This is a genomic window from Halomonas ventosae, assembly GCF_004361885.1.
GTDB lineage: Bacteria > Pseudomonadota > Gammaproteobacteria > Pseudomonadales > Halomonadaceae > Halomonas > Halomonas ventosae_C.
The window spans coordinates 120,397-145,190 of the sequence record NZ_SNWH01000004.1; the positions used below are offsets into that span (position 1 = coordinate 120,397).

The window sequence follows — 24,794 nt, forward strand, 5'->3', positions numbered from 1 at the left end:
TGCCTCGCCATGCTGCCCCTCAACGTGAGGCCGCCGCCGCATGGAAAGGTTGCCTTGTTTGCCGTTTAGGGACGCTGTCATGCAGCTGGGGCTGGCCATTCCCCTGGCATTCGCCGTGCTGGTTGGCGTGCTGGGGGGGCATCTTGTCATGCCGGGAGCCATCGAGCTCCTGGCCATTGGCCTGCTGGTCGTGCTGGCCGGGCGCCGCTGGCGTCTCGCCGTGGTGCTGTGCGTGGCGGCGCTGGTTGCTGGCCAGCTGTGGATGGTGCGCGCCGGCGAGCTGGCGCCGGGGCTGACCCGGCAGGATCTTCGGCTCGAGGGACGGCTGGTCTCGATGAGCCGCGACGCGCGGCTAGCTAGGCTGGTGATGGATGTCGCCCACTGCCGCCCTCTTGAAGAGGCGTTACCGGATTGTGACAGTCTCGGGCGGGTCCGGCTCTCCTTCTTCGGCGCTCCGCCCATGGTGCCCGGCGAGCGCTGGCGATTGACGGCTCGTCTGCGTCCACCGTCGGGCTTCGCCAACCCCGGCACCTTCGACTACCGCGGCTGGTTGTGGCGGGAGGGCATTCAGGCCAGTGGTTATGTGCGCCGCGAGCCGCCGCCTCATCGGCTGGCCTTGGCTCCCTTCTCGCTTCGTCAGCGAGCGCTGGCCTTCCTTGACGAGCAGGCGCTGGCACCACGTCACCAGCGCTGGCTGGCGGCCCTGACCCTGGGGGCGAGCGAGCGGCTGGAGTCGCGCGACTGGGATCTACTCAATGCCAGCGGCGCCACCCACCTGATGGTGATCTCCGGGCTGCATGTAGGGCTGGTGGCCGCCTTTGCCTTGTGGCTGGCCCGGGGAGTGGCCTGGGTGGTGAGCCCCGGCGCCTGGCGACTGGCGGTATGGCCCTGGTGGCTGGCGGGTGTGGCGGCAGTGGCATATGCCAGCCTGGCCGGCCTGGAGCCACCGGCACTGCGCGCCATGATCATGGCCGTGGTGGGGTTGTGGGTGGCCAGCGGGCGTCATGCCCCCGGCCGCTGGCAAGCCTGGTGGCTGGCTCTGGCGCTGGTGCTGCTGGTCGACCCGCTGTCGGCCTGGCGTCCTGGCCTCTGGCTATCATTCGCCGCCGTGGCGCTACTGATCTTGATCTGGCAGGGGCGGGCACAGCCCCGCGGGGTCAGCGGTTGGCTATGGGCGCTGTGTCGCACTCAGCTGCTGTTGGCCCCCTTCATGGCGGCGGCGGTATTGCTGGCCTTCGACCGTCTGGCCCCGGCAGCCCCGCTGGTCAATCTGGTGGCTGTCCCGCTGGTCAGCAGCCTGCTGGTGCCGCTGGGGCTGCTCGGTTGGCTGACGGCCTGGCTGCCGGGACTCTCGGCGCTGTGCTGGGCGCTGTTTGGCCTGCTGGCCGACATCCTGATGTGGCTGCTGGAGCTGGTGGCCGGCTGGCTGCCCTTGTGGCGACCGTCCCCGCTGCAGGTCGTCCCACTGGGGCTGGCGCTGGGGCTCGCCGCCTTGTTGTGGGTGCTGCCCGGCCTGGTGCCACGCCTGCGGCTGGTGGGCACCGGCGTGCTGCTAGTGGTGCCGTTCGGCCTCGTCACCTCGTCCCCGGTGCCCGCCGAAGGCGTGTTGCGGGTTCGGGTCCATGACGTAGGCCAGGGCCAGCTGGTCGAACTGCGCACCATCGGTTATCGCGCGCTCTACGACAGCGGTCCGCGTTTCGGTTCCGGCTTCATGCCGCTCGGCTCGTTGTGGCCGCCGGGGCAACACTTCGACGATGTGTTGATCAGCCATGCCGACCAGGATCACGCCGGTGGCCTGCCGGCGCTGCGCGAACAGCACCGAGTGGGGCGCTTCCTGGTGCCCCCCGACGAGCCCCTCGAGGTGCCGGCTCAACCCTGCATCGCCGGACGCGAATGGCAACGTGACGGCGTGACCTTTCGCCTGCTTTGGCCACCCGCCGAGAGCGGCGAGCTATCATCCAACGACCGTTCCTGCGTGCTGCTGGCGAGTGTCGGCGACCAGCATCTGTTGATCACCGGCGATGCGGGGCGTGATGTTGAACGGCGCTTGCTCGCCGAGCTTCCCGCGCCGGTGACCTTGCTGGTGGCGGGGCACCACGGCAGCACCACCAGTTCCGGCCTTTTGCTGGTGCGCCACCTGACGCCTCGTCATGTGGTCTTCAGTGCGGGGCGATACAATCCCTTCGGCCATCCGGCGAGCCCTGTGGTGCGCCACTTCCGCGATGTCGGCAGCTGTCTGTGGAGTACCGCCCAGGACGGTGCCGTGACCCTGTGGCTCGGTGGGCACGCGCAGCGCACGGTGCATACCGAGCGACCGGCCGCCTGGCGGCGAGGCGGTGTCGGAGGGGGCTGCCTTGGGTTAGAATCGCCCCTCTGACTTCCGGTTCCGGGCCGGTCATCCGTAAGAGGAAACGGCATGGACATGATGGACGCCCTGATCGCCGGCGGCTGGCTGATGGTGCCGCTGCTGGGCTGCTCACTGGTGGCCACGGTGATCATCATCGAACGCCTCTGGACCCTGAGGACGCGTCGCATCGCGCCCTACGGGCTGGGCCAAGAGGTCTGCCGGCTGGCGGCACGCGGGCAGGTCAACCTCTACTGGCTGGAAGGTCACTCCCCGCTGGGCGGCGTGCTCGCCGCCGGGCTGCGCAATGCCCGACTTGGCCACGAGCAGGTGCGCGCGCGGCTGCAGGAGGCGGCCACTGCCGTGATTCATGACATGGAGCGCTTCCTGAGCCCGCTGGGCACCATCGCCGCCATCACGCCCCTGATCGGCCTGCTGGGGACCGTGGTGGGGATGATCGACGTCTTCGCGGTGATCGTCTCCACGGACGGGGTCAGCCGCACCGCTGACCTGGCCGGCGGCATCTCGCGGGCCCTGGTCACTACCGCGGCCGGTCTTACCGTGGCGATCCCTTCGCTGATGTTCCATCGCTACTTCCAACGTCGCATCGAGGATATCACGGTGCGCATGGAGGAGCAGGCCGGCCAGGTGGTCGAGTACCTCGCCCACTACCCGGGCGAGCTGGTGCTGGCCGAGCGTCATGCCGGCGAGACATCGCCAGAGACGCAGGGCGATAGGCCAGAGGCCGATTGCCACTTCGCGCCCAGGGAAAACCTGCCGTGAGATTTCCCCGGCGCCGCCATGATCCGGTGGAGGTCAACCTGACCCCGCTGATCGATGTGGTCTTCCTGCTGCTGATCTTCTTCATGGTCTCGACCACCTTCGAAACCCGTCAGGCGCTCGAGCTCGAGCTTCCCGAGAGCCAGAGTGGCCAGCAGATGGAGACATCGCCGGTGACCCTGGTGGTGACGGCCAGCGGCGAATACCGGCTGGATGGGCGGGTGCTAAGCGCCGCGATGCTCGGCGAGGCGCTGTCCGCTGAGGCCGAGCAGGCCCGCGAATTCGGCCTGGTGGTGGAGGCCGATGGGCGTGCCAGCCATGCCGATGTGGTGCAGGCCCTTGACCGAGCCGCGGGCTTGGGTATCCGCCACGTGCGCATCGCCACCGCAGCAGCCTCTACCCCCCAAGCGGAGACACCGTGATCGAACATTCCGGCTGGAACCTCTACACGCGTCTGCTGAGCTACGTCAAACCCTACTGGCAGGCCTTCGCCCTGGCGATTCTCGGCTATGTCATCTATGCCGCCTCGAGCACCGCCCTGGCGGAGATGATGAAGCGGCTCATCGATGGCATTCAGAACCCCGATGCTGCCTTTCGCCTGTTTCTGCCGCTGTTCGTGGTGGGCATGTTCGCGGCCCGTGGTCTCGGTACCTTCCTTGGCACCTACTTCATGAGCAGCGTAGCCCGCAATCTGGTGCATGTGCTGCGCTGTGATGTCTTCAACCACATGCTGCACCTGCCCGGGCGCTTCTTCGATGGCCACTCCACGGGCCAGCTGATCTCGCGGGTCACCTACCATGTCGAGCAGGTCACCGGGGCCGCCACCAAGGCGGTCACCATCCTGTTGCGCGAGGGGCTGTTCGTGATCGGCCTGGTGATCTACCTGCTGTGGACCAACTGGATGCTGACCCTGCTGTTCCTGGCCGTGACGCCGCTGATCGGCGTGGTGGTCAATTATGCCAGCAAGCGCTTCCGTCTTATTTCGCGACGTATCCAACGCTCCATGGGCGACGTCACCCATGTGGCCTCAGAGGCGCTCTCCGGCTACCGGGTGGTGCGCACCCATGGCGCCGAGTCCTACGAGAAGGCGCGCTTCGCCGCGGCCAGCGAGGTCAACCGTCGACAGAGCATGAAGGAGGCCTTGACCAAGGCGACCAGTACCCCAGTGATCCAGCTGCTGGTGGCGCTGTCGCTGGCGCTGCTGGTATGGCTGGCGATGTCGCCGACCCTGCTGAACGCCATGACCCCCGGTGAGTTCGTGGCCTTTGTCACCGCCGCCGCACTGATGGCCAAGCCGGTGCGCCAGCTTACCGAGATCAACAGCGAGATCCAGAAGGGCATCGCTGCCGCCGGGGAACTCTTCGGCCTGCTCGAGGAGCCACCCGAGCGCGACGAGGGACGCCGTGATCCCGGTCGCCTTGTCGGCCGAGTGCGCTTCGAGGGGGTGCGCTTCGCCTACGGCGAGGACCAGCCCGAGGTGCTCAAGGGTATCGACCTGTCGGTAGCCCCCGGCGAGATGATTGCCATCGTCGGCCGCTCCGGTAGTGGCAAGTCGACCCTGGTGGGCCTGCTGCCGCGCTTCTATCAACCTACCGCGGGGCGTATCCTGATCGATGAGGTGCCGCTGGAGGCATTTCGTCTGCGACCGTTGCGCCGCCAGATCGCCCTGGTCTCCCAGCAGGTCACCCTGTTCAATGCCAGCATCGCCGACAACATCGCCTACGGGATTGATGCTCCCGATCGAGCAGCGATCGAGGCCGCGGCCCGGGCTGCCCACGCTCACGAGTTCATCGAGCGCATGCCGGAAGGCTACGACGCCGTGGTAGGCGAGAACGGCGTGATGCTCTCCGGCGGCCAGCGCCAGCGCCTGGCCATCGCGCGGGCGATCTTCAAGGATGCACCGCTGCTGGTGCTCGACGAGGCAACCTCCGCGCTGGATAGCGAGTCGGAGCGCCACATTCAGGCGGCCCTGGAGGAGGTCTGCCGGGGGCGCACCACCTTCGTCATCGCTCACCGCCTCTCGACCATCGAGCGCGCCGACCGCATCCTGGTGCTTGAGCAGGGCGAGGTGGTCGAACAGGGCAACCATGCCGAGCTGCTCGCCCTGAACGGCGCCTATGCGGCCCTGCATCGGCTGCAGTTCCAGGAGCCAGCCTGAGCATGGCGGGCCGTTTCGGCGATTGCTGGCTGGCCGCCGCCTATCGTGGCGATAGCTGGCTGGTGGCCCTGCGACCGCTCGAGGCTCTCTATCGCCTAGCCGTGCGGCGTCGCGCCGCGGCCTTTGCCGCGGGCAGGCGGTGCGTCTGGCAGGCCCCGGTGCCGGTCATCGTGGTGGGCAACATCACCCTGGGTGGCACCGGCAAGTCGCCGCTGGTCGCCTGGTTGGCACGCTTTCTTGTCGAGCGGGGCTGGTCGCCGGGTATTCTTTCGCGGGGCTATGGCGGGCGCAGTGAGCGCTACCCGCTGCTGCTTGACGCCGAGACACCGGTGGCAGCCTGCGGCGACGAGCCGCGCATGCTGGCCGACCAGACGGGCTTGCCGGTGGTGGTCGACCCCGACCGCCCCCGGGGCGCAAGGCGACTGCTGGCGGCCGGGTGCGATATCCTGATCGGCGACGATGGCCTGCAGCACCTGGCGCTAGGGCGTGATCTGGAACTGGTGGTCGTGGATGGCCGGCGTGGCGTCGGCAACGGGCACTGCCTGCCGGCGGGGCCGCTGCGCGAGCCGCTGGCACGCCTCGAGAAGGTGGACGCCGTGGTGATCAACGGCGAGATGGCCTTCGAGGCGCCGAGCGGGGCGTATGGCATGCTGCTGGAACCGTCGGCCTGGCGTCGTCTCGCCGACGGTGCGCGAGTGCCGCCCTCGCCGCAACCCTTCGCCGGGCCGGTGCATGCCGTCGCCGGAATCGGTCACCCGGCGCGCTTCTTCGCTACCCTGGAGGCGCTGGGGGTGGAATCGATTCCTCACGCGTTCGCCGATCACCATCGCTTCACGGCGGCCGACCTGGCCTTCGCCGACGGTCGCCCGGTAGTGATGACGGCCAAGGACGCGGTCAAGTGTCGCGAGCTGGCACCCGTCGACAGCTGGGTCCTCGAGGTGGCGGCTCGCCCCGACGCCGCCTTCATCGACTGGCTGCAGGCGCGGCTAGTGTCACTCTCAACCCAATGAAACCCATCCGAGGGGGAGTCATGGATAAGGAACTGCTGGCGATGCTGATCTGCCCGCTGTGCAAGGGTAAGCTGAAGTACCACCGCGAGGCCGCTGAGCTGGCGTGTCGCTACGATGGCCTCGCCTACCCGATTCGCGACGGCATCCCGGTGATGCTGCCCGAGGAGGCCCGGGTCATGGACGTCGACGAGAAGCTGCATGCCTCGCCCGGTCGCGTCGGCGACTCCTGAGGAGGTCCCATGCAGGAGTTCATCGTTGTCATTCCGGCACGCTTCGCCTCTTCGCGGCTGCCCGGCAAGCCGCTGGCCGAGATCGCCGGCGAGCCGATGGTGGCCCACGTCTGGCGGCGGGCACGGGAGAGCGCTGCCGCCCGGGTGCTGGTCGCTACCGACGACCGGCGCGTCGCCGAGGCGCTGGCGCCCTGTGGCGCCGAGGTGCTGCTGACCGCCGCCGATCATCCCTCGGGTACCGACCGGCTCGCCGAGGTGGCCGAGCGGCTGGCGCTGGCGGACGATGCCGTGCTGGTCAATGTCCAGGGCGACGAGCCGCTGATCCCCCCGCGGCTCATCGACCAGGTGGCGGCGCGGCTCTTCGCCGATCCCGACGCCTCCATCGCCACCCTGGCCGAACCGATCCGTGACATCGAGACACTCTTCAATCCCCATGCGGTCAAGGTGGTGCGTGCGCTTTCCGGTCGCGCCCTCTACTTCTCGCGGGCGCCTGTTCCCTGGAATAGAGAGGCCTGGGACAGGGAGGCCTTGGTACATCGCCCCAAACTGCTGGAGACCGATGCCTGGCTGCGCCACATCGGCCTCTACGCCTATCGGGCGAGCTTTCTCGCCGAATATCGCGACTGGCCCCCCTCGCCGCTGGAGCGCCTGGAGCAGCTCGAGCAGCTGCGTGCCCTGCACCATGGCCATGCCATACAGGTAGCGCTGGCTCGAGTGCCGCATCCGGCGGGCGTGGATACCGCCGAGGACCTGGCACGGGTCCGCAAGCTGATGCCGCCGCCGGAAGGTCACTGATGCGCGTGCTTTGCGTCTCTCTCGGCCAGCTCTGTCGCTCGCCCACCGCCGAGGGCGTGTTCCATCGTCTACTCGAGGTGCGCCGGGAGCGACGGCCTTGAGCCTGACGCTCCGGGCCCACCACGACCTCTCCCGGGCCAATACCCTGGGCCTGCCCTGCCGGGCCGAGCGCTTCTTTGAGCCGCTCGGCGTTGATGAGCTTCGCGTGGCGCTCGACCTGGTCCAGCGCGAGGGGATGCCGCTGACCCTGCTGGGCGGCGGCAGCAACCTGATCCTGCCGCCATGGCTACCGGGCCTGGTGATCCGACCCGCCATGCAGGCGTGGTGGCTGGAAGCGCGAGGCAGGGAGGTCCTGGTCCATGCCGAGGCCGCGGTGGTGTGGCATGAGCTGGTGATGCGGCTGGCCGCCCGGGGCCTGTGGGGCACCGAGAACCTGGCACTGATTCCCGGCTACTGCGGGGCCGCGCCGATCCAGAACATCGGCGCCTACGGCGTGGAACTCAGTGACATCGTCGAGTCGGTGCATCTGATCCATCTTGACACGGGCTGCGAGGAGGTACTCTCGCCGGCGGCGTGTGCCTTCGGCTATCGCGACAGCGTCTTCAAGGGTTCCCTCGAGGGGCGCGTGGTGATTAGTCGGCTAGTGCTGCGCCTGTCGTGCGTGCCGAGACCCCGTCTCGGCTACGCTGACCTGGTGGGCCGGCTCGGTGCCGAGCCCACGGCCCTGGAGGTGGCCGAGGCGGTCTGCGCGATCCGCCGCGAGAAGCTGCCCGACCCGGCCGTGCTGGGCAATGCCGGAAGCTTCTTCAAGAATCCCGTGGTATCGGCCGACGTGGCCGGGCGGCTGCTGGACGAGTATCCGACGATGCCGCACTTCCCCCAGCCCGAGGGTCGCGTGAAGCTGGCGGCCGGCTGGCTGATCGACCATTGCGGCCTCAAGGGCTGGCGCCGGGGCCATTTCGGCGTGCATGAGCGCCAGGCGCTGGTGCTGGTGCATTTCGGTGGAGGCAATGCGGTGGAACTGCTCGACTTCGCCGCGCAGGTGGCCGATGCCGTGCGCGAGCGCTTCGGCGTGTCCCTGGAGCGCGAGCCGCGCCTGGCCGTGCCGGCCTGACCCTGCCCGCGTCTTTCCGTCCTCGATACGACAGCGCCCACCGCCATGGCGGTGGGCGCTGTCAGTCGTGCCGGAGTGAAGCGGAGCCTCAGCCCTGCTTGCCCTCCTGGGCCTTGGCCTCCTGCTCGCGACGGCGGATCTCCCGCGGGTCGTTGTGAGCGCGGCGACGGCGGCTTGCGCGGCTCTCTGCCGCCTGCTCCTCGGCCTTCGCTTCCGGCTCGGCTTCGGCTTCCGGTTCGGGAGACGTGTGCTCGGATTTCGCTGCCTCGGCCTTGGCAGGTGTTTCGGGCGCTTTTTGCTGCACCGTCGCTGCGTCCGGCTGGGGCTCGGCCTCGGGCTTGGCCGGCTTGCGCTCGGCCTTGGGTACATCCGGCTGGGCCTCGGTCGACTTGTGCTCGGCCTTGGCTTGCGCGGGCTGCTGCTCCGCCTGGGGTTCGGCCTTGGCAGCCGGCTGGCCGCTTGGCTGCTTGGCTGACGCGGTGTTGGCCTTCGCTTCGGCGGGCTTATCTAACGGCTTGGCCTCCTGTTCGTCTGGTTGAGTGGGAGCCTCGGGCGCTGCCTTCGGCTCGACAGGCTGCTCGGTTGGCTTCTGCTCGGCTTCGGGCATCTCGGACCTGGCCTTGGCGTTTTCTTCGCTACCCTCGGAAGGTGTCTCGACCGGCTTCTGCTGAGTCTTTGCTGCCTCCGGCTTGGCCTCTGATTTAGGCTCGGCTTTTACTTCGGCGGGCTTGTGCTCCGCCTTCGCTGGCTCCGGCTTGGCGTCGGCTTTGGCTGCTTGACGGTTTGGTTGCTTGGCTGGCGCTGATTCGGCCTTCGCCTCGGCAGGCTGCTCGGTTGGCTTCTGCTCGCTCTTCGACGATGTCGGCTTGGCCTCGCCTTTTGCTTCCTGCTTGGCCTGGGTCGCCTGATCGCCTGGCTGCTTGGCCCCTTCCGGCTCGGCCTTGGCCGACTTGGCATCGGCGGTCACTTCGCTGGGCTGGGATTGCGCCTTGGCGGCCTCGGCCTGCAGGCGCTGCTGTTCGGCTTCGGCCTGGGGATTGATGGCATGCTTGCGGCTACGTTGGCGCGGGTTGTTGCGCGTGCGCTTGGGCTTGCCATCATCCACCGGCGCTTCGGCGGTTGTCGGCGTCTCGGCACGCTTCTCGACCGGCTTCTCGGCGGGCTTGTCGCTGCCTTTTTGGCGGCGGGCGTCGTCGCGGGGCTTCTGCTCGCGGCCCCTTTCATCGCGGCCCCTTTCATCGCGGCCCTTTTCATCGCGAGGCTTGTCGTCACGGGCCTTGTCGTCATGTGATATCGGCGTCTGTTGTGGGCGCGTCTGGCGGCTCTCGTCGGAGCGGGAGCCGCGTCCTCGCCCGCGGCGGCTGCCGCGGCCCTCGGTGCCGGCGGGCTTGCTGTCGTTGCGCTCGTCTTCCTGGCGGGAGGCACTGCGACGTTCATCGCTGCGCTGGCGGCCATCGCGACCGCCGCGCTCATCGTTGCCTCGGGCGGGCTTGCGGCCACGCTGGTCGCCATGCGACTCGCCTGAGCGGGCGGATGGCTTCTGCCCGGTAGTGGTGGCAGGGGCTTCATCGCTGCCGAGCAGCTTGGCCAGTCCTTTGACCAGCCGGCCCAGCACGCCGGCCTGAGGCCCGGGGAGGGGAGGCGTCGGCGCTGCCCTGGCGTCGGTCCGGGGCGGCGTCACGACCGCCGCAGGCGCTTTTTCCTCCTGCTGGAGAGAGTCCGGCGCCGGCTCGTGATGGATCACCGTCTTCACCGCCGCCTCGGCACGCTGGACCGGCTTGCCGAAGGCGGCCTCGGGTTCCTTGCCGACCTCGGTATCGGTGGAGAGTTCGAAGCTGGAGAGGGTAGCGGTGCCCTCCTCGTCGACATGGTCGTCGCGCAGGCGTTGGACGTCGTAGTGGGGCGTGTCCATCTCCGGGTTGGGCAGCATTACCACGCGTACGCCCTGGCGTCGCTCGATCTCGGCCAGCACGGCGCGCTTCTCGTTGAGCAGGTAGGTGGCCACTGGCACCGGCAGGATGGCGCGGATCTGGGCGCTGTGCTCCTTCATCGCCTCTTCCTCAATGAGGCGCATGATGGAGAGCGAGATGGAACGCACGTCGCGGATGGTGCCCTGGCCGTCGCAGCGCGGGCAGACCACGCCGCTGGTCTCGCCCAGCGAAGGGCGCAGGCGCTGGCGGGACATCTCCATCAGGCCGAAGCGCGAGATGCGCCCGATCTGCACCCGGGCGCGGTCGAGCTTGAGGGCGTCGCGCATGCGGTTCTCGACCTCGCGCTGATTGCGCGCCGGGCTCATGTCGATGAAGTCGATCACCACCAGGCCGCCGATGTCGCGCAGGCGCAGCTGGCGGGCGATCTCGTCGGCCGCCTCAAGGTTAGTCTGCAGCGCCGTCTCCTCGATGTCGCTGCCGCGAGTGGCGCGCGCCGAGTTGATGTCGATGGAAACCAGCGCCTCGGTATGGTCGATGACGATGGAGCCGCCTAACGGCAGCTTGACCTCACGCTCGTAGGCGGTTTCGATCTGCGACTCGATCTGGAAACGCGAGAAGAGCGGGACTTCGTCGACGTAGAGCTTGATCTTCTGTTGGTAGGAGGGCATCACCTGGCGGATGAAGGCCAGCGCCTCCTGGTGGACCTGTTCGCTGTCGATCAGCACCTCGCCGATGTCCTGGCGCAGGTAGTCGCGCATGGCGCGGATGATGACGTTGGATTCGCGATAGATCAGGAAGGGCGCCGGGTGCTTGCCAGCCTCTTCGGTGATCGACTCCCAGACATGCACCAGGTAGTCCAGATCCCACTGCAGCTCCTCGGGGGAGCGGCCGATACCAGCCGTGCGCACGATTAGGCCCATGTTGTCGGGGACGGTGAGCTGGTTCATGGCCTCCTTGAGCTGGCTGCGCTCCTCGCCCTCGATGCGCCGCGAGATGCCGCCGGCTCGGGGGTTGTTGGGCATCAGCACCAGAAAGCGTCCGGCGAGGCTGATGAAGGTGGTCAGGGCGGCGCCCTTGTTGCCGCGCTCCTCCTTGTCCACCTGGACGATGACTTCCTGACCCTCCTTGAGCACCTCCTTGATGCTGGGGCGGCCGGAAGGCTCCTTCACGAAGTAGTCACGGGACACTTCCTTGAGGGGCAGGAAGCCGTGGCGGTCGGCACCGAAGTCGACGAAGGCGGCTTCGAGGGAGGGTTCTACCCGGGTAATCTTGCCGCGGTAGATGTTGGCTTTCTTTTGTTCGCGGGCACCGGACTCGATATCCAGGTCGTAGAGGCGTTGTCCATCGACCAGTGCGACGCGCAGCTCTTCGGGCTGGGTCGCATTGATGAGCATCCGTTTCATGTCGTCTCGCAAGTAGGGACGCGCCGGACGGCGGTCTACGACGGAGGCGAACCGCTGGTTGCTGCGTGCCTGTGCTCAGTGCATGTCGTGGATGCGGTAGTGCGCCCGGCCGCCCCGGGGCATCCTTGCACGATGGCTCCGACACGGCGTGATCATGTTGAGTACACGGCGGAGGCAGGACATGTCTCGGTGGGGCATCGCCCATCCGGCCCTGCGGTCACCGCCAACACCTGGCATTCATCGATTCGCCAACGCCGGCCTCCGGCACGTTGTTGTACGTATCCCGTGAACTCCGGTCGTGCAGGGAGCGTGACCGAAGCGGGGCGTGGCGTTGTATCGCTTGCTTGTCGGCGGCGGGACCTCGGATTGGCGAGGATCATCGCGGCCTGATCTTTTCGCTGCGGCCTGCGTGTCTGTCGTGCAGGCGCTCTGGGGGTCTTGACAGCCCGTTGAAGCGAGCCGGCAATATACCAGTAAAGCGGGTGTCCAGCAATTGGCGCAGGATAGCCCGTACTGCGATAGAATGCGTCTTTCGAGCAGTTTTCCAGTGGAGTGGCGGCATGGCCGAAGGGCGCGACGTGCAGTGGGTGGAGGTGACCGAGGGCCAGGTCGGCCAGCGGGTCGACAACTTCCTGTTGACGCGCATGAAAGGGGCGCCCCGGGCTCTGGTCTATCGCATCGTGCGCAAGGGCGAAGTGCGGGTGAACAAGAAACGGGTCAAGGCCGATACGCGCCTGGCGCTGGGCGATCTCGTCCGCATCCCGCCGCTGCGCCTGACTCCCCGCGAGGCGGTCCGCGAGGTGAGCGACAACCTGCGTAACTTGCTCGCCGGCAGCGTGCTGCTGGAAGGCCGCGACTGGCTGGTGATCAATAAGCCCTCGGGGCTGGCCGTGCATGGGGGAAGCGGGGTGAAGATCGGCCTGATCGAGGCTCTGCGCCAGGTGCGTGAAGATCTCGATTTCCTGGAACTGGTCCACCGCCTGGATCGCGACACCTCTGGCTGCCTGCTGCTGGCTAAGTCGCGCCCGGCGCTGCTGGCCCTCAATGCCTCGCTCAAGGAGCGCCGGATGGATAAGCAGTACCTGGCGCTGGTGGCTGGACACTGGTCGGCGCGCCGCGACTTCGTCAGTGCTCGGCTCGAGCGCTTCGAGCTTCCCAACGGTGAGCGACGGGTGCGGGTCGAGGCGGGGGGCAAGGTGGCCCGGACCCGCTTCGCGGTCCGCGAGGCCTTCGAGAGGCTCACCCTGGTCGAGGCGGAGCCGGTTACCGGGCGCACCCACCAGATACGCGTGCATGCGGCCCATGCCGGCCATCCGTTGCTCGGCGATGACAAGTACGGCAGCCGCGAAAGCCAGCGTCTCTCCGCCACGCTGGGGCTGTCGCGGCTCTTCCTGCATGCCGCGGCCCTGACCTTTCCTGAACCTACCAGTGGCCGCCCCGTGCAGATCAAGGCCCCGCTGCCCGACGACCTCGAGGCGGTGCTTTGCCGGGCTCGCCAATCTCGCTGACAGGAGGCTTCATGCGCTACCGCTTGGCCATCTTCGACTGGGATGGCACCTTGATGGACTCCATCGCCCGGATCGTCGCCAGCATGCAGGTGGCCTCCCGGGAATCCGGCTGGGGCGAACTCGATGCCGAGGCGGTTCGCAATATCATCGGCCTGGGATTGCCCGAGGCCATTGCCACCCTCTGTCCCGGCATCGACGCCGAGCGTGCCGAACTGCTCAAGTCGCGCTATGCCTACCATTTTGTCAAGGGCGATACTGGCTCAATGCGCTTCTATCCCGGGGTCGAGGCCGGGCTGGCGCGACTGCGGAACAGGGCGGAGCAGCGCCTGGCCGTGGCCACTGGCAAGAGCCGCCGCGGTCTGGATCGCGTCTTTTGCGAGAGCGGCAGTCGCGGCTGGTTCCATGCCAGCCGAACGGCCGACGAGACGCGCTCAAAGCCCCACCCGCGGATGCTCGAAGAGCTTCTCGTCGAGCTCGATGTCCAGAGGGATGAGGCGGTGATGATCGGTGATACCGAATACGATCTCGAGATGGCCCGGGCGTTGGGCATGGATCGGGTGGCGGTGAGCTGGGGGGTGCATTCGCCGGAGCGCCTCGCCGCCAGTCGGCCGACCTTCACCGCCGAAGCGGTACCCGAGCTCTTCGACTGGCTGCACGACTAGCTGACCAAGGGACAGGACAAGCATGAGCGACGATGACAAGCGTGACGACCGCTGGACGAGTGGCCCCGAGTTGACCCCGGAGCAGGCGCGCCGTGAGCGCGAGGCGCAGCGGGCCGATGCCGCCCCGCCTCCTGCCGAGGATGCCGAGACGCTGCGCGAGCGTCAGCGCCTGGCCCAGCTGGAGATGATGGGACGCTGGATCGACGGCGTGCTGGTGGAGCAGCGCCGCTCGAGGCGCTGGAAGCTGTTCTTTCGCTTCTTCTTTGTGCTGCTGATCCTGGCCTTGCTCGCGCTAAGCGCCTATGCAGTTCTGGGTGCCTCGGGAGGCAACGGGCTGGATCAGCCGCACCTTGGGGTGGTGGAGGTCAAGGGGGTGATCGACAGCGACTCGCCGGCCAGCGCCGAACGCGTCATCGAGGGGCTGGAGCGGGCCTGGCAGGCGAAGGAAACTAAGGCGGTGGTGCTGCATATCAACAGCCCCGGTGGCAGCCCTGTACAGTCGCAGCGTATCTTCGCGGCGATAATGCGGTTGCGCGAATCCGGCGACAAGCCAGTGCTGGCGGTGATCGAGGATATCGGCGCCAGTGGCGCCTACTATGTGGCTGCCGCGGCCGACGAGATTATCGCCGCCCCGGCCAGCCTGGTCGGCTCGATCGGCGTCATTCACGCCGGTTTCGGCTTGCAGGAGGCCATTAATCGTCTGGGTATCGAGCGGCGGCTGTTTACCGCCGGCGAGAACAAGGCATTTCTTGATCCCTTCTCGGAGATCACCCCGGCACAGCGCGATTTCTGGCAGAAGGTGCTGGTCACCACCCACCAGCAATTCATCGACGACGTGCGCCAGGGACGCGGCGATCGTCTGGTTGATGACGAGCGCCTCTTCAGCGGGCTCATCTGGAGCGGCGAGCAGGCCCTGGCGTTGGGTCTGGTGGATCGGCTCGACAGCCTCGACGGTGTGGCGCGAGCCCGGCTCGGCGAGGCGCGTCTACGCGACTATACGCCGAGCCTCGACCCCTTCGAACGGATCTCTCGTCAGTTCGGTCGGGTCGCCGCGGAGTGGTTGGGGGTGTCGCACGCCGACTCGCCGCTGCGCTACCAGCTGCCTTGAGAGCGCCCCGTGCCGAGCAGGCTGGCGAGCACTGCCATCGAGCGACCTCCGGCCTTTTGACAGAGGTGGGGGGAGTGCCTATCATTGCGCGCCTATGTTGACCTCAAGACTCCCTGGCAGGGTCGAGCCCTACAAGCTCGTGGCCCGTGCCGAACACCTGGAAGGCCTGGTGGCGCTCGCCGACATGGCGCGGCTGGCCGAGCAAGCCGGTGCCCAGTCTGGCGATGCCCGGGTATGGTTGGATTTCGGCATCGATGCTCAGGGGTGCCGGGAGATTTGCGGCCACCTCGAGGCCGAGCTTCAGCTGTCGTGCCGACGCTGCCTCGAACCCGTGGCGCAGCGAATCGACAGCGACTTCCGGCTGGGCATGGTCACCAGCGACGCCTTGGCCGCTGAGCTGCCTGGCACTCACGAGCCGGTGCTGGTGGAAAACGAACAGCTAAACCTGCTGGCTGTGCTCGAGGATGAACTCATCCTCAGCCTCCCCCAGGTGGTTTACCACGACGAGGCCGAGTGTCCGGTCTCGCGCGACCAGCTGCACAGTGGGGAGGCGAGCGATGCCTCGATCGACTCCCCGGTGAGCCCTTTCGATGTGCTGCGGCAGATCAAGGGAAAGCTCTGATACATCCTTGTTTTTTACTCTGGAGTGACAACCCATGGCAGTTCAACAGAACCGCAAGACCCGTTCCAAGCGCGGCATGCGTCGTAGCCACGACGCCCTCAGCTCAGCGGCCCTGTCCCAGGACAAGGAGACCGGTACCACCCACCTGCGCCACCATGTGGCGCCGGATGGGTATTACCGTGGCCGCAAGGTCGTTGACGTTTGACGCGACGCCAATCCGCAGGGTGTTGACCGGACCTTAACGTGCGGATCGCCATCGATGCGATGGGCGGAGATCTCGGTCCCCGCCCTGCTGTCATGGGTGCCGCCGCCGTCGCTCATGCCAACCCCGATCTCGAGCTCTGCCTGTTCGGTCCCGCCGGCCTGCTGGCGGACGAGATAGCCCGTCTGCCGCGGCAGCTTGCCGCGGCAGCGGCGCGTCTGCGAGTCTTGAATGCACCGACAGTCGTCCAGCAATGGCAACGACCCAGCGAGGTGCTGCGTCACGGAAGCGATACCAGTATGGCGCGGATGCTCGACTGCGTGGCCAGCGATGAGGCCACGGCGGGGGTCAGCGCCGGCAACACCGGGGCACTGATGGCGCTCGCGCGGCGTGCCTTGGGCACGGTGGCGGGGATTCCCCGGCCGGCCATCAGTACCGCCATTCCCACCCGTAACCTGGGTCGCTGCTATCTGCTCGATCTGGGCGCCAACGTGGAGGCCAGTGCCGCGCGGCTGGTCGATTTCGCTCTGATGGGCGAGGTGATGGCGCGCCATGTGGATGCTCTCGTGGCGCCGCGGGTGGCGCTGCTCAATGTCGGTGTCGAGGGTACCAAGGGCACGACCAGCGTTCGCGATGCCGATGCCTGGCTGCGCCGGTATCTCCCTATTGCCTATCTGGGGTATGTGGAGGGCGACGGGATCTTCAGTGGTGACGCCGACGTGGTGGTCTGCGACGGTTTCGTCGGCAATGCCGTGCTCAAGGCCAGCGAGGGCATGGCGAGGTTGTTGGTCGAGCGTGTCCAGGCGACCTTCGACGCCCACTGGAGCAGCCGGCTGGTGGGGCTGCTGGCGCGTCCGGCGCTACGGCGCCTCAAGGGTGAGCTTGATCCCGTGCGTTACAACGGTGCCAGCCTGCTGGGGCTGGCGGGGATCGTCATCAAGAGCCACGGCAGCGCTGACGCCACGGGATTTCAACATGCAGTGCAACGCGCGGTGAATGAGGTCAAGCATGATCTACCGAGCCGGCTGGCTGCGGAACTTGACCATGCTCGGTCCCCTGTCGACTCGACCGTTCGCGGCCAAGCCGAGAGTGGATCCAGGTCCAGCGGGCCGATCATGCCGGGGGCTCCCGGTATCGACAACAGTCAACAAGCGCAAAGGTGATCGACATGACCCAATCCCTTGCCCTTATCTTCCCCGGGCAGGGCTCTCAGCAGATCGGCATGCTGCGTGAGCTGGCTGAGCGCTACAGTGTGGTGCGCACGACCTTCGAGGAAGCGGCCGAGGCCCTGGGCTATGACCTCTGGCAGGTGGTGCAGGAAGGGCCTGCCGAGGCGCTCAATGATACCGCCTGCACCCAGCCGGCACTGCTCACCGCCAGCGTAGCGGTGTGGCGCGTGTGGCAGGAGCTCGAAGGGCCGCGTCCCGGGGCCATGGCCGGCCACAGCCTGGGCGAGTACAGCGCCCTAGTGTGTGCCGGGGCACTGCCCTTCGCCCAGGGCGTGCGGCTGGTGAAGCTGCGCGGCGAGGCGATGCAGGCCGCCGTCCCCGCCGGGGAAGGGGCCATGGCGGCGATTCTCGGCCTCGATGAGCAGGCGGTAGAGCAGGCCTGCGGACGGGCTGCTGACGGCGACGTGGTCGCCGCCGTCAACTACAATGCCCCGGGGCAGGTGGTGATCGCCGGTCGCAAGGCCGCCGTGGAACGGGCTATTGTTGCCTGCCAGGAAGCCGGGGCCAGGCGTGCGATGCCATTGCCGGTCTCGGTACCGTCGCATTGCGAGCTGATGCGTCCTGCGGCCGAGCGCCTGGCATCGGCCATGGAGGATGTCGAACTGCGCCCACCGCGCTACACGGTCTTCCAGAACGTCGATGCCCAGGCGCATGCCGACGTGGCGACCCTGCGCACTCGGCTGATTGAGCAGCTCTACCAGCCGGTGCGCTGGACTGCTTGCATCGAGGCGATGACCGCCAAGGGGGCCGAGGTGTTCATCGAGTGCGGTCCGGGCAAGGTGCTCACCGGGCTCAACAAACGTATCGCCCGAAGCAGCAAGGGGCTGGCGGTCAATGATCCAGACAGCCTCTCCGCGGCCCTCGAACTGGCCAGGGACGTCGCCGGCCAGTCGCCGACGGCCAATGGCTGATCCAACTCCCGGATGTGAACGGATAGAGACCATGACAACCGAGCGTAGAGTCGCCCTGATCACCGGGGCCAGTCGCGGCATTGGTCGCGCCATCGCCCACGAACTAGGCCGCCAGGGGCGTATCGTGATCGGCACCGCCACCACCGATGCCGGTGCCGAGCGCATCGGCAAGGAGCTGACACGAGCGGGAATAGAGGGCGCCGGCCGCCAGCTGGACGTCACTGACCCGGCCAGCGTCAATGCACTGGTCAAGGCGGTCAGCGAGGCTTTCGGTGCCCCCACCATCCTGGTCAACAATGCCGGCATCTCGCGCGATAATCTGCTAATGCGCATGAAGGAAGATGAGTGGGACGCGGTGATCGACACCAACCTCAAGTCGGTCTATCGCGTCAGCAAGGCCTGTCTGCGTGGCATGACCCGGGCGCGCTTCGGCCGCATCGTCTCGATCAGTTCGGTGGTGGCTACCATGGGCAACATTGGGCAGACCAACTATGCTGCCGCCAAGGCGGGCATGGAAGGCTTTACACGGGCCCTGGCGCGTGAGGTAGGCTCGCGTGCCATCACTGTTAATGCGGTGGCGCCTGGCTTGATTGCCACCGACATGACTGAATCCTTGCCGGAGCAGCAGCACAAGGCGCTGCTCGGCCAGATTCCGCTGGCGCGACTCGGTAAGCCCGAGGAGATCGCTGCGGCGGTGGGCTTTTTGACCGGTGACATGGCAGGCTATATCTCCGGTGAGACCCTGCATGTCAACGGTGGCATGAACATGCGTTGAAGCCTCAACAGGCTGGCTGTTGCGCCGACCTGGGGGCGTCTATAAACTACCCCGCAGCTTCCGGCTAACGGATCTGGATCTTTAACGGCTGATTCCACGAACGGCCAATGTGAACGACTGGAGTACGTCATAATGAGCACCATCGAAGAGCGCGTGAAGAAGGTTGTGGCCGAGCGTCTGAACGTCAAGGAAGAAGACATCCAGAACTCCTCTTCCTTCACCGAGGATCTCGGCGCCGATTCCCTGGATACCGTCGAGCTGGTGATGGCGCTTGAAGAGGAGTTCGACACCGAAATTCCCGACGAAGAAGCCGAAAAGATCACGACCGTTCAGGAAGCCATCGATTACGTCAACACCCATCAGTAATGCCCACCAGCACACCAGCAAGGTGACGGTCGATACCGCTTGCTGAGGCATTCTGTTACTGAGGCATCCTGGGTCAATGATGGGCCCACGGAGAGAGCCGCCCTGCCATGGTAGGGCGGCTCTTGTACTATGGGTGTGAACTTATGGTTATGAACTATGGGTATGCACTATGGGTGACAGCCAGTTGGCATGACAGGAACCTGCAACAACAGGGACTTGCCGTGTCCGCCGAGCTCATGGAGACTCGGGTATAATGTGCGCAACGATGGCCCCGCGGCGGGGTCATGTCACCAAGGTTGTCGGGAGGAAGGCTGATGGCGCGTAGAAGGGTTGTGGTGACCGGGCTTGGCCTGGTCACGCCGGTGGGAAACACCGTAAGGGAGAGCTGGGCCAGCATCCTGGCCGGCAAGAGCGGTGTCGCACCCATCGAACACTTCGATGTCAGTGGCTTTAACACGCGCTTCGGCGGATCGGTGAAGAACTTCGACATCAGCCCGTACCTCAATCCCAAGGAGGCCCGCAAGATGGACCTCTTCATCCAGTATGGGATGGCCGCCGGTGCCCAGGCCATTGAGGATGCCGGAATCGAGTGTCACGAGGGCAATGCCGATCGTATCGGCGTGGCCATCGGCTCGGGAATCGGCGGCCTGCCGATGATCGAACACAACCACCATGCGTTGCTCAAGGGTGGGGCCAGGCGAATCTCGCCATTCTTCGTTCCGGGGTCGATCATCAACATGATCTCCGGCAACCTGGCGATCCAGCACGGCTTTCGCGGTCCTAACATCGCCATCAGTACGGCCTGCACCACCGGCACCCACAACATCGGCTACAGTGCCCGAACCATCGCCTATGGCGATGCCGATGTGATGGTCTGCGGCGGCGCCGAGATGGCGACCACGCCGCTGGGGCTGGGCGGCTTCTCGGCGGCGCGGGCGCTCTCTACCCGCAACGACAACCCCACCGCGGCAAGTCGCCCCTGGGACCGTGACCGCGATGGCTTCGTGCTCTCCGATGGCGCCGGCGTGGTGGTGCTCGAGGAGTACGAGCAGGCCAAGGCCCGCGGGGCGACCCTCTATGCCGAGCTCACCGGTTTCGGAATGAGCGATGATGCCTACCACATGACCGCGCCACCGGAAGATGGCCACGGTGCTGCCCGTTCCATGCGCAATGCCATCCGCGATGCCGGCATCGCTCCCTCGGCTGTCGACTACATCAATGCCCACGGTACCTCGACCGCCCATGGCGACCTGGCCGAAAGCCGGGCCGTCGAGCAGGTGCTGGGGGAAGCCGCCAAGTCGGTGGCCGTCAGTTCCACCAAGTCGATGATCGGACACCTGTTGGGGGCTGCCGGCGCCGTGGAGGCGATCTTCAGTGTGCTGGCCATCCGCGACCAGGTGGCTCCACCGACCATCAACCTGGACAACCCTCAGCAAGGCTGCAACCTCGATTACGTGCCGCATGTCGCGCGCGAGATGCGGATCGACGTCAGCCTGTCGAACTCCTTCGGTTTCGGCGGCACTAACGGCACCCTGGTCTTCGCTAGGGTGTGAAGTCCGACGCGCGACAGGTACATACCATGGCCTCTGCAGCGGGCTGGCCGCTGGATGAGCGTGGCGTTGCCTATGGGGATGGTCTGTTTGAGACCGTGCTGGTGCGTGAGGGGACTCCGCAGCTGTGGGAGGCCCACCTGGCACGCCTGGCCCGAGGCTGTAAGGTGCTGGATTTCCCCTTGCCGCCTCGCAGCGCCCTGGAGCATCCGCTGACCCAGGCTGGCCAGGAGCTCGCGGTGCTCAAGCTGATCCTGACCCGTGGTAGTGGTGGGCGCGGCTATGCCCCTCCCGCCTCGCCCACGCCACGGTTGCGCTGGCAACTATCGCCCTTCACCCCAGACGCCGCCCGTTGGCAGGCGGGCGTGCGCGTCCGTTACTGTCGCCTGCGGCTGGGGTTACAGCCAGTGCTCGCCGGGCTCAAGCACCTCAATCGCCTGGAGAACGTGCTGGCGCGGGGCGAATGGTCGGATGCCGACACCGCCGAGGGGCTGCTCTGCGACAGCGACGGCCGGCTGGTGGAGGCGAGCTGCATGAACCTCTTCTGGCAGCGCGAGGGGCGGCTCGAGACCCCACGCCTTGACCGCTGTGGGGTGGCCGGCACGCTGCGCTCAGTGCTGCTCGAGTGCCTGCCCATCGCCGAGGTCGATGCCGATCCCGATGTGCTGGCAAGTGCCGAGGCGGTCTGGCTGGGCAACTCGGTGCAGGGGGTCTGGCCGGTGGCCCGGCTGGACAGCCCCGACGGAGAGCCCCTGCACCATTGGACCATCGGCACGGAGCATCGCCGCCTGCAGGCGATAGCCCATGACCTACTGGGCTATCCGACACGACTGGACGACTGAACGAGGACGACCCGCATGGGGCGTGTGTTGAAGATTCTGCTGGTTCTGGCCCTCCTGGCGGCCCTGGCGGCGTTCGCCGGGTATCGCTACTGGCAATCGCGCCTGGTAGCCCCTATCGCCCTCCAGGAGCCGGCCCTCTACGAGGTGCCGGCCGGTGCCGGCTACCACCGCGTAGTGAGCGAACTGGCTGCGCGCGGGATTCTCGCCGATGCCTGGGCCTTCCGGCTGCTCGCCCGCCTGGACCCCGAGGCCTTGCCACGTCTGCGCCCCGGTGAGTATCGCCTGATACCCGGCATGAGCGGGCGCGAGCTGCTCGCCCTGCTGGGCAGCAACCAGCTGGTGAGCTACTCGTTGACCGTCCCCGAAGGCTGGACGTTCAGCCAGATGCGCGAGCTGCTCGATGCCGCGCCGAAGCTGGTACACCACACCCGTGGCCTTAGCGACGCGGAAGTGATGGCGCATCTTGACCGTGACGGGCGTCACCCCGAAGGCTGGTTCTTCCCGGATACCTACCAGTACCACAAGGGGCTTAGTGATCTGGAGATCCTGCGCCAGGCCCTGGAGCGCATGGAGGCCACCCTCGATGAGGTCTGGGCCGGGCGTGATGACGACCTGCCCCTGGAGAGCCCCTACGAGGCGCTGATCCTGGCTTCGCTGATCGAGCGCGAGACCGGCGTTGCCGAGGAGCGCCCCGCGATCGCCGGCGTCTTTATTCGCCGACTGGAGCGAGGCATGCGGCTGCAGACCGACCCCGCCGTGATCTACGGCATGGCCGAGCGCTATGCGGGCAACATCACCCGCGCCGACCTGCGCGAGCCCACGCCCTATAACACCTACGTGATCGAGGGCCTGCCGCCCACGCCGATCGCCCTGCCCGGTCGGGCCGCGCTGGAAGCGGCGGTACATCCCCAGGCGGGCGAGACGCTCTACTTCGTCGCCAAGGGCGACGGTACCCATCATTTCTCGCGCACCCTGCGCGAGCACAACAACGCGGTGAACCGCTATATCCGCCATCGCTGACGGGAGCAGGCATGTGCCATAACGACCCGGATTGGCCTGCGAGAGACGCCGGGGACAGGCCGCGGAGGATATCCTACGCCAGGAATGGCGTCGGTAGCGTACACCAAGGTATTCACAGCGCCTCCTCGATGGTCCGACACCCCGGGGCCGGTTGCCGGGAAAGTCTCGAGCGCCAGGGCAATCAAGGCAATCAAGGAAAGGGGCGCTTCATTACCCTGGAAGGCGGGGAAGGAGTGGGCAAGTCCACCAACCTGGCGCTGGTGGTCGACCATCTGCGGTCCCGTGGCCACGAGGTGGTGGCCACCCGCGAGCCCGGTGGCACACCGCGGGCCGAGGTGATGCGCCGCCTGCTGCTTGACCCCGCCGGCGAGGAGCCCCTCGACCCGGATGCTGAACTGCTACTGGTGTTCGCCGCCCGGGCCCAGCACCTGGCCCGGGTGATCCGCCCGGCGCTCGAGCGCGGTGCCTGGGTGGTCTGCGACCGCTTCACCGATGCCACCTATGCCTATCAGGGAGGCGGGCGCGGCATCGCGGCCTCCCGCATCGCCGAGCTCGAGCACTTCGTCCAGCAGGGTTTCACGCCCGACCTGACGCTGCTGCTGGACATGCCCGTGGGCCTGGCCCAGCAGCGGCTCGATGGGCGACTGCAGGGGCAGGGCGGCGAGCGCGACCGCTTCGAGCGGGAGCGCGTCAGCTTCTTCGAGGCGGTGCGCCAGGCCTACCTCGCGCGTGCCGAGGCGGCACCCGGCCGCATGGTGGTGATCGATGCCGGGGCCGGCCTGGCCGAGGTCCAGGCCGAACTGCTGGCACGGCTGGACGAGCGGCTGGAGGCCTGGTCATGAGCGAGGCCGAGGTCCCTCGTCCCTTGCCCTGGCTGCAGGCGCGGTGGCAGGAACTGGTGCGCCTGGCCGATGCCGGGCGTCTGCCCCACGCGCTGCTGATCTCCGCTGCCCATGGCCTCGGCAAGCACTCCCTGGCCGAGGCGCTGGTGGCACGCACCCTCTGTGCCTCGCCGGGAGAGCACGCCTGCGGCCGCTGCCATGCGTGCCACATGCTGGCCTCGGGCTATCACCCGGATCTCCTGCGCGTGGCCCCGGAGGAGGGCAAGCGGCAGATCCGCATCGGCCCGATCCGCGAGGTCAATGCCTTCGTCGCCAAGACCGCCCAGCAGGGGGGCTTTCGCGTCATCGTGATCTCGCCGGCCGAGGCCATGAACGTAGCGGCGTCCAATGCGCTGCTCAAGAGCCTGGAGGAGCCCGGCGAGCGAACGCTGTTCGTGCTGCTCGCTGACATCCCCTCGCGACTGCTGCCCACCATTCGTTCGCGCTGCCAACACTGGAACCTGGCGGTGCCGGCCGAAGCCGACTGCCGCGATTGGCTGGCCGAACGCCTCGGCGATGAGCAGGATGCACGCTTTTGGTTCCGGGTTGCGGGGGGGCTGCCGCTACGGGCCCTGGAGCTCGCCGAGCCGCAGTCCCGGGCACTGCGCCAGCAATTGCTGGAGACCTTCGAGGCGCTGGTCAGGGGTGCCGAACCGGTGGCCGAGGCGGCTCGCCTGGAACGCCAGTCCCTCGATGCCATCCTGTGGTACGGTATCGCCTGGCTTGAGGATCTGATTCGCCTGGGGCTGTCGGGCGACACTCGCGAGCTACGCAACACCGACTTGTTGGCGCTCTATCGCCAGGCGGTCAAGAATGCTCGAGTACGTGACTGGTTCCGTCTGCTGGACTTCGCCCGAGAGCAGCGCCGGCTGTTGGCCGAGGGAGGCAACCCCAACCCCCAGCTGGCCCTCGAGGCTTGGCTGGTTCGCTGGTCCACGCTGCTGCGCTCTTGACCTCTTGTGCCCTTGACTGAGGCGTCTCCATGGCCCCACAAAAAGCGCTCTCGCTGACGATCCACGATGTTCCGACCCTGCTCTCGGCCTATATGCCAGTGCTGGAGCGTGGCGGCATTTTCGTGCCCACTCGCGAGCGCTATGAATTGGGGCAGGAGGTCTTTGTGCTGCTGATGCTGCCGAGGGACGTCGATCGCGTCCCGGTCACCGGCCAGGTGGTCTGGGTCTCGCCCGAGGGGGTGGCCGGGCGTCGCATCCCGGGCATCGGTATCCATTTCAGTGCCGAGGACCAGGCCGTGCGGGATCGCATCGAGACCCTGCTGGCCGGCCACCTCGACAAGGGTGTCCCGACCTATACGCTCTAAGCAGCAAGGCCCTGATGACTCATCTCACCCCTTCC

At 67.1% G+C, this 24,794-nt stretch carries 24 protein-coding genes; 23 read left to right on the forward strand and 1 reads right to left on the reverse strand.

The window, feature by feature from the left end; all coding sequences use genetic code 11:
* The first annotated feature begins 79 nt into the window (after positions 1–79).
* The 8 genes from DFO68_RS04830 to murB all read left to right on the forward strand — a co-directional run bounded on the left by DFO68_RS04830 (position 80) and on the right by murB (position 8,431).
* Complete coding sequence (locus DFO68_RS04830) at positions 80–2,377, forward strand: DNA internalization-related competence protein ComEC/Rec2 (protein WP_133482551.1); 2,298 nt, start codon at positions 80–82, stop codon at positions 2,375–2,377.
* Between the two features lie 39 nt (positions 2,378–2,416).
* Positions 2,417–3,127 (forward strand): MotA/TolQ/ExbB proton channel family protein, encoded by a 711-nt coding sequence (locus DFO68_RS04835; protein ID WP_243726415.1) that lies wholly within the window; start codon positions 2,417–2,419, stop codon positions 3,125–3,127.
* Positions 3,124–3,546, forward strand: a complete 423-nt coding sequence (locus DFO68_RS04840) for an ExbD/TolR family protein (protein ID WP_133482552.1) — start codon at positions 3,124–3,126, stop codon at positions 3,544–3,546. Before DFO68_RS04835 ends, DFO68_RS04840 begins: the two co-directional genes overlap by 4 nt.
* A complete protein-coding gene (gene msbA / locus DFO68_RS04845; RefSeq protein WP_133482639.1) occupies positions 3,546–5,282 on the forward strand; it encodes a lipid A export permease/ATP-binding protein MsbA in 1,737 nt (578 codons plus the stop codon). Before DFO68_RS04840 ends, msbA begins: the two co-directional genes overlap by 1 nt.
* A gap of 2 nt (positions 5,283–5,284) precedes the next feature.
* Positions 5,285–6,292 (forward strand): tetraacyldisaccharide 4'-kinase, encoded by a 1,008-nt coding sequence (gene lpxK, locus DFO68_RS04850; protein ID WP_133482553.1) that lies wholly within the window; start codon positions 5,285–5,287, stop codon positions 6,290–6,292.
* 20 nt (positions 6,293–6,312) lie between these two features.
* Complete coding sequence (locus DFO68_RS04855; protein WP_133482554.1) at positions 6,313–6,522, forward strand: Trm112 family protein; 210 nt, start codon at positions 6,313–6,315, stop codon at positions 6,520–6,522.
* Positions 6,523–6,531: 9 nt separating this feature from the next.
* A complete protein-coding gene (gene kdsB, locus DFO68_RS04860; RefSeq protein ID WP_133482555.1) occupies positions 6,532–7,317 on the forward strand; it encodes a 3-deoxy-manno-octulosonate cytidylyltransferase in 786 nt (261 codons plus the stop codon).
* A gap of 97 nt (positions 7,318–7,414) precedes the next feature.
* Positions 7,415–8,431, forward strand: a complete 1,017-nt coding sequence (murB, locus tag DFO68_RS04870; protein WP_133482556.1) for a UDP-N-acetylmuramate dehydrogenase — start codon at positions 7,415–7,417, stop codon at positions 8,429–8,431.
* A gap of 88 nt (positions 8,432–8,519) precedes the next feature.
* On the opposite strand, the gene rne is transcribed toward murB, so the two are convergent.
* On the reverse strand, positions 8,520–11,765 hold the full coding sequence (gene rne / locus DFO68_RS04875; protein WP_133482557.1) for a ribonuclease E: 3,246 nt from the start codon (positions 11,763–11,765) through the stop codon (positions 8,520–8,522).
* Positions 11,766–12,325: 560 nt separating this feature from the next.
* Between rne and DFO68_RS04880 the strand changes: the two genes are divergently transcribed.
* The 15 genes from DFO68_RS04880 (at position 12,326) to DFO68_RS04950 (ending at position 24,759) form a co-directional block, all read left to right on the forward strand.
* A complete protein-coding gene (locus DFO68_RS04880; RefSeq protein ID WP_133482558.1) occupies positions 12,326–13,273 on the forward strand; it encodes an RluA family pseudouridine synthase in 948 nt (315 codons plus the stop codon).
* 11 nt (positions 13,274–13,284) lie between these two features.
* The gene (locus DFO68_RS04885) at positions 13,285–13,935 is read left to right on the forward strand and encodes an HAD-IA family hydrolase (protein WP_133482559.1); all 651 of its coding nucleotides are present in this window, start codon (positions 13,285–13,287) and stop codon (positions 13,933–13,935) included.
* Between the two features lie 22 nt (positions 13,936–13,957).
* Positions 13,958–15,043 carry a signal peptide peptidase SppA gene (sppA, locus tag DFO68_RS04890; protein ID WP_133482560.1) on the forward strand — a complete coding sequence of 362 codons (1,086 nt, stop codon included), beginning with the start codon at positions 13,958–13,960 and terminating at the stop codon, positions 15,041–15,043.
* A gap of 94 nt (positions 15,044–15,137) precedes the next feature.
* Complete coding sequence (locus DFO68_RS04895) at positions 15,138–15,665, forward strand: YceD family protein (protein ID WP_133482561.1); 528 nt, start codon at positions 15,138–15,140, stop codon at positions 15,663–15,665.
* A 34-nt stretch (positions 15,666–15,699) separates the two neighbouring features.
* Positions 15,700–15,870, forward strand: a complete 171-nt coding sequence (gene rpmF / locus DFO68_RS04900) for a 50S ribosomal protein L32 (RefSeq protein ID WP_133482562.1) — start codon at positions 15,700–15,702, stop codon at positions 15,868–15,870.
* A gap of 38 nt (positions 15,871–15,908) precedes the next feature.
* The gene (gene plsX, locus DFO68_RS04905; RefSeq protein ID WP_133482563.1) at positions 15,909–17,030 is read left to right on the forward strand and encodes a phosphate acyltransferase PlsX; all 1,122 of its coding nucleotides are present in this window, start codon (positions 15,909–15,911) and stop codon (positions 17,028–17,030) included.
* 5 nt (positions 17,031–17,035) lie between these two features.
* On the forward strand, positions 17,036–18,007 hold the full coding sequence (gene fabD, locus DFO68_RS04910) for an ACP S-malonyltransferase (protein ID WP_133482564.1): 972 nt from the start codon (positions 17,036–17,038) through the stop codon (positions 18,005–18,007).
* 31 nt (positions 18,008–18,038) lie between these two features.
* Positions 18,039–18,782: a 3-oxoacyl-ACP reductase FabG gene (gene fabG / locus DFO68_RS04915; protein ID WP_133482565.1), complete on the forward strand. Its 744-nt coding sequence runs from the start codon at positions 18,039–18,041 to the stop codon at positions 18,780–18,782.
* Between the two features lie 132 nt (positions 18,783–18,914).
* Entirely contained in the window at positions 18,915–19,148 is a 234-nt protein-coding gene (gene acpP / locus DFO68_RS04920) for an acyl carrier protein (RefSeq protein ID WP_083005609.1), read from the forward strand.
* 314 nt (positions 19,149–19,462) lie between these two features.
* Positions 19,463–20,701: a beta-ketoacyl-ACP synthase II gene (fabF, locus tag DFO68_RS04925; protein ID WP_133482566.1), complete on the forward strand. Its 1,239-nt coding sequence runs from the start codon at positions 19,463–19,465 to the stop codon at positions 20,699–20,701.
* 26 nt (positions 20,702–20,727) lie between these two features.
* Positions 20,728–21,540: an aminodeoxychorismate lyase gene (pabC, locus tag DFO68_RS04930; RefSeq protein WP_133482567.1), complete on the forward strand. Its 813-nt coding sequence runs from the start codon at positions 20,728–20,730 to the stop codon at positions 21,538–21,540.
* Positions 21,541–21,555: 15 nt separating this feature from the next.
* Positions 21,556–22,560: an endolytic transglycosylase MltG gene (mltG, locus tag DFO68_RS04935; RefSeq protein ID WP_133482568.1), complete on the forward strand. Its 1,005-nt coding sequence runs from the start codon at positions 21,556–21,558 to the stop codon at positions 22,558–22,560.
* A 128-nt stretch (positions 22,561–22,688) separates the two neighbouring features.
* Complete coding sequence (gene tmk, locus DFO68_RS04940; RefSeq protein ID WP_133482569.1) at positions 22,689–23,402, forward strand: dTMP kinase; 714 nt, start codon at positions 22,689–22,691, stop codon at positions 23,400–23,402.
* The gene (locus DFO68_RS04945; RefSeq protein WP_133482570.1) at positions 23,399–24,394 is read left to right on the forward strand and encodes a DNA polymerase III subunit delta'; all 996 of its coding nucleotides are present in this window, start codon (positions 23,399–23,401) and stop codon (positions 24,392–24,394) included. Before tmk ends, DFO68_RS04945 begins: the two co-directional genes overlap by 4 nt.
* A 29-nt stretch (positions 24,395–24,423) precedes the next feature.
* Positions 24,424–24,759 carry a PilZ domain-containing protein gene (locus DFO68_RS04950; RefSeq protein ID WP_133482571.1) on the forward strand — a complete coding sequence of 112 codons (336 nt, stop codon included), beginning with the start codon at positions 24,424–24,426 and terminating at the stop codon, positions 24,757–24,759.
* The last annotated feature ends 35 nt before the right edge of the window (positions 24,760–24,794 follow it).

Coding starts and splice junctions, on each gene's coding strand:
- fabF (WP_133482566.1), top strand. CDS start 19,463: ATGGCGCGTAGAAGGGTTGTGGTGACCGGGCTTGGCCTGGTCACGCCG.
- rpmF (WP_133482562.1), top strand. CDS start 15,700: ATGGCAGTTCAACAGAACCGCAAGACCCGTTCCAAGCGCGGCATGCGT.
- fabD (WP_133482564.1), top strand. CDS start 17,036: ATGACCCAATCCCTTGCCCTTATCTTCCCCGGGCAGGGCTCTCAGCAG.
- DFO68_RS04945 (WP_133482570.1), top strand. CDS start 23,399: ATGAGCGAGGCCGAGGTCCCTCGTCCCTTGCCCTGGCTGCAGGCGCGG.
- rne (WP_133482557.1), bottom strand. CDS start 11,765: ATGAAACGGATGCTCATCAATGCGACCCAGCCCGAAGAGCTGCGCGTC.
- pabC (WP_133482567.1), top strand. CDS start 20,728: ATGGCCTCTGCAGCGGGCTGGCCGCTGGATGAGCGTGGCGTTGCCTAT.
- sppA (WP_133482560.1), top strand. CDS start 13,958: ATGAGCGACGATGACAAGCGTGACGACCGCTGGACGAGTGGCCCCGAG.
- DFO68_RS04830 (WP_133482551.1), top strand. CDS start 80: ATGCAGCTGGGGCTGGCCATTCCCCTGGCATTCGCCGTGCTGGTTGGC.
- mltG (WP_133482568.1), top strand. CDS start 21,556: ATGGGGCGTGTGTTGAAGATTCTGCTGGTTCTGGCCCTCCTGGCGGCC.
- DFO68_RS04895 (WP_133482561.1), top strand. CDS start 15,138: ATGTTGACCTCAAGACTCCCTGGCAGGGTCGAGCCCTACAAGCTCGTG.
- DFO68_RS04855 (WP_133482554.1), top strand. CDS start 6,313: ATGGATAAGGAACTGCTGGCGATGCTGATCTGCCCGCTGTGCAAGGGT.
- DFO68_RS04885 (WP_133482559.1), top strand. CDS start 13,285: ATGCGCTACCGCTTGGCCATCTTCGACTGGGATGGCACCTTGATGGAC.
- DFO68_RS04835 (WP_243726415.1), top strand. CDS start 2,417: ATGGACATGATGGACGCCCTGATCGCCGGCGGCTGGCTGATGGTGCCG.
- DFO68_RS04950 (WP_133482571.1), top strand. CDS start 24,424: ATGGCCCCACAAAAAGCGCTCTCGCTGACGATCCACGATGTTCCGACC.
- tmk (WP_133482569.1), top strand. CDS start 22,689: ATGGTCCGACACCCCGGGGCCGGTTGCCGGGAAAGTCTCGAGCGCCAG.
- kdsB (WP_133482555.1), top strand. CDS start 6,532: ATGCAGGAGTTCATCGTTGTCATTCCGGCACGCTTCGCCTCTTCGCGG.
- acpP (WP_083005609.1), top strand. CDS start 18,915: ATGAGCACCATCGAAGAGCGCGTGAAGAAGGTTGTGGCCGAGCGTCTG.
- DFO68_RS04880 (WP_133482558.1), top strand. CDS start 12,326: ATGGCCGAAGGGCGCGACGTGCAGTGGGTGGAGGTGACCGAGGGCCAG.
- fabG (WP_133482565.1), top strand. CDS start 18,039: ATGACAACCGAGCGTAGAGTCGCCCTGATCACCGGGGCCAGTCGCGGC.
- lpxK (WP_133482553.1), top strand. CDS start 5,285: ATGGCGGGCCGTTTCGGCGATTGCTGGCTGGCCGCCGCCTATCGTGGC.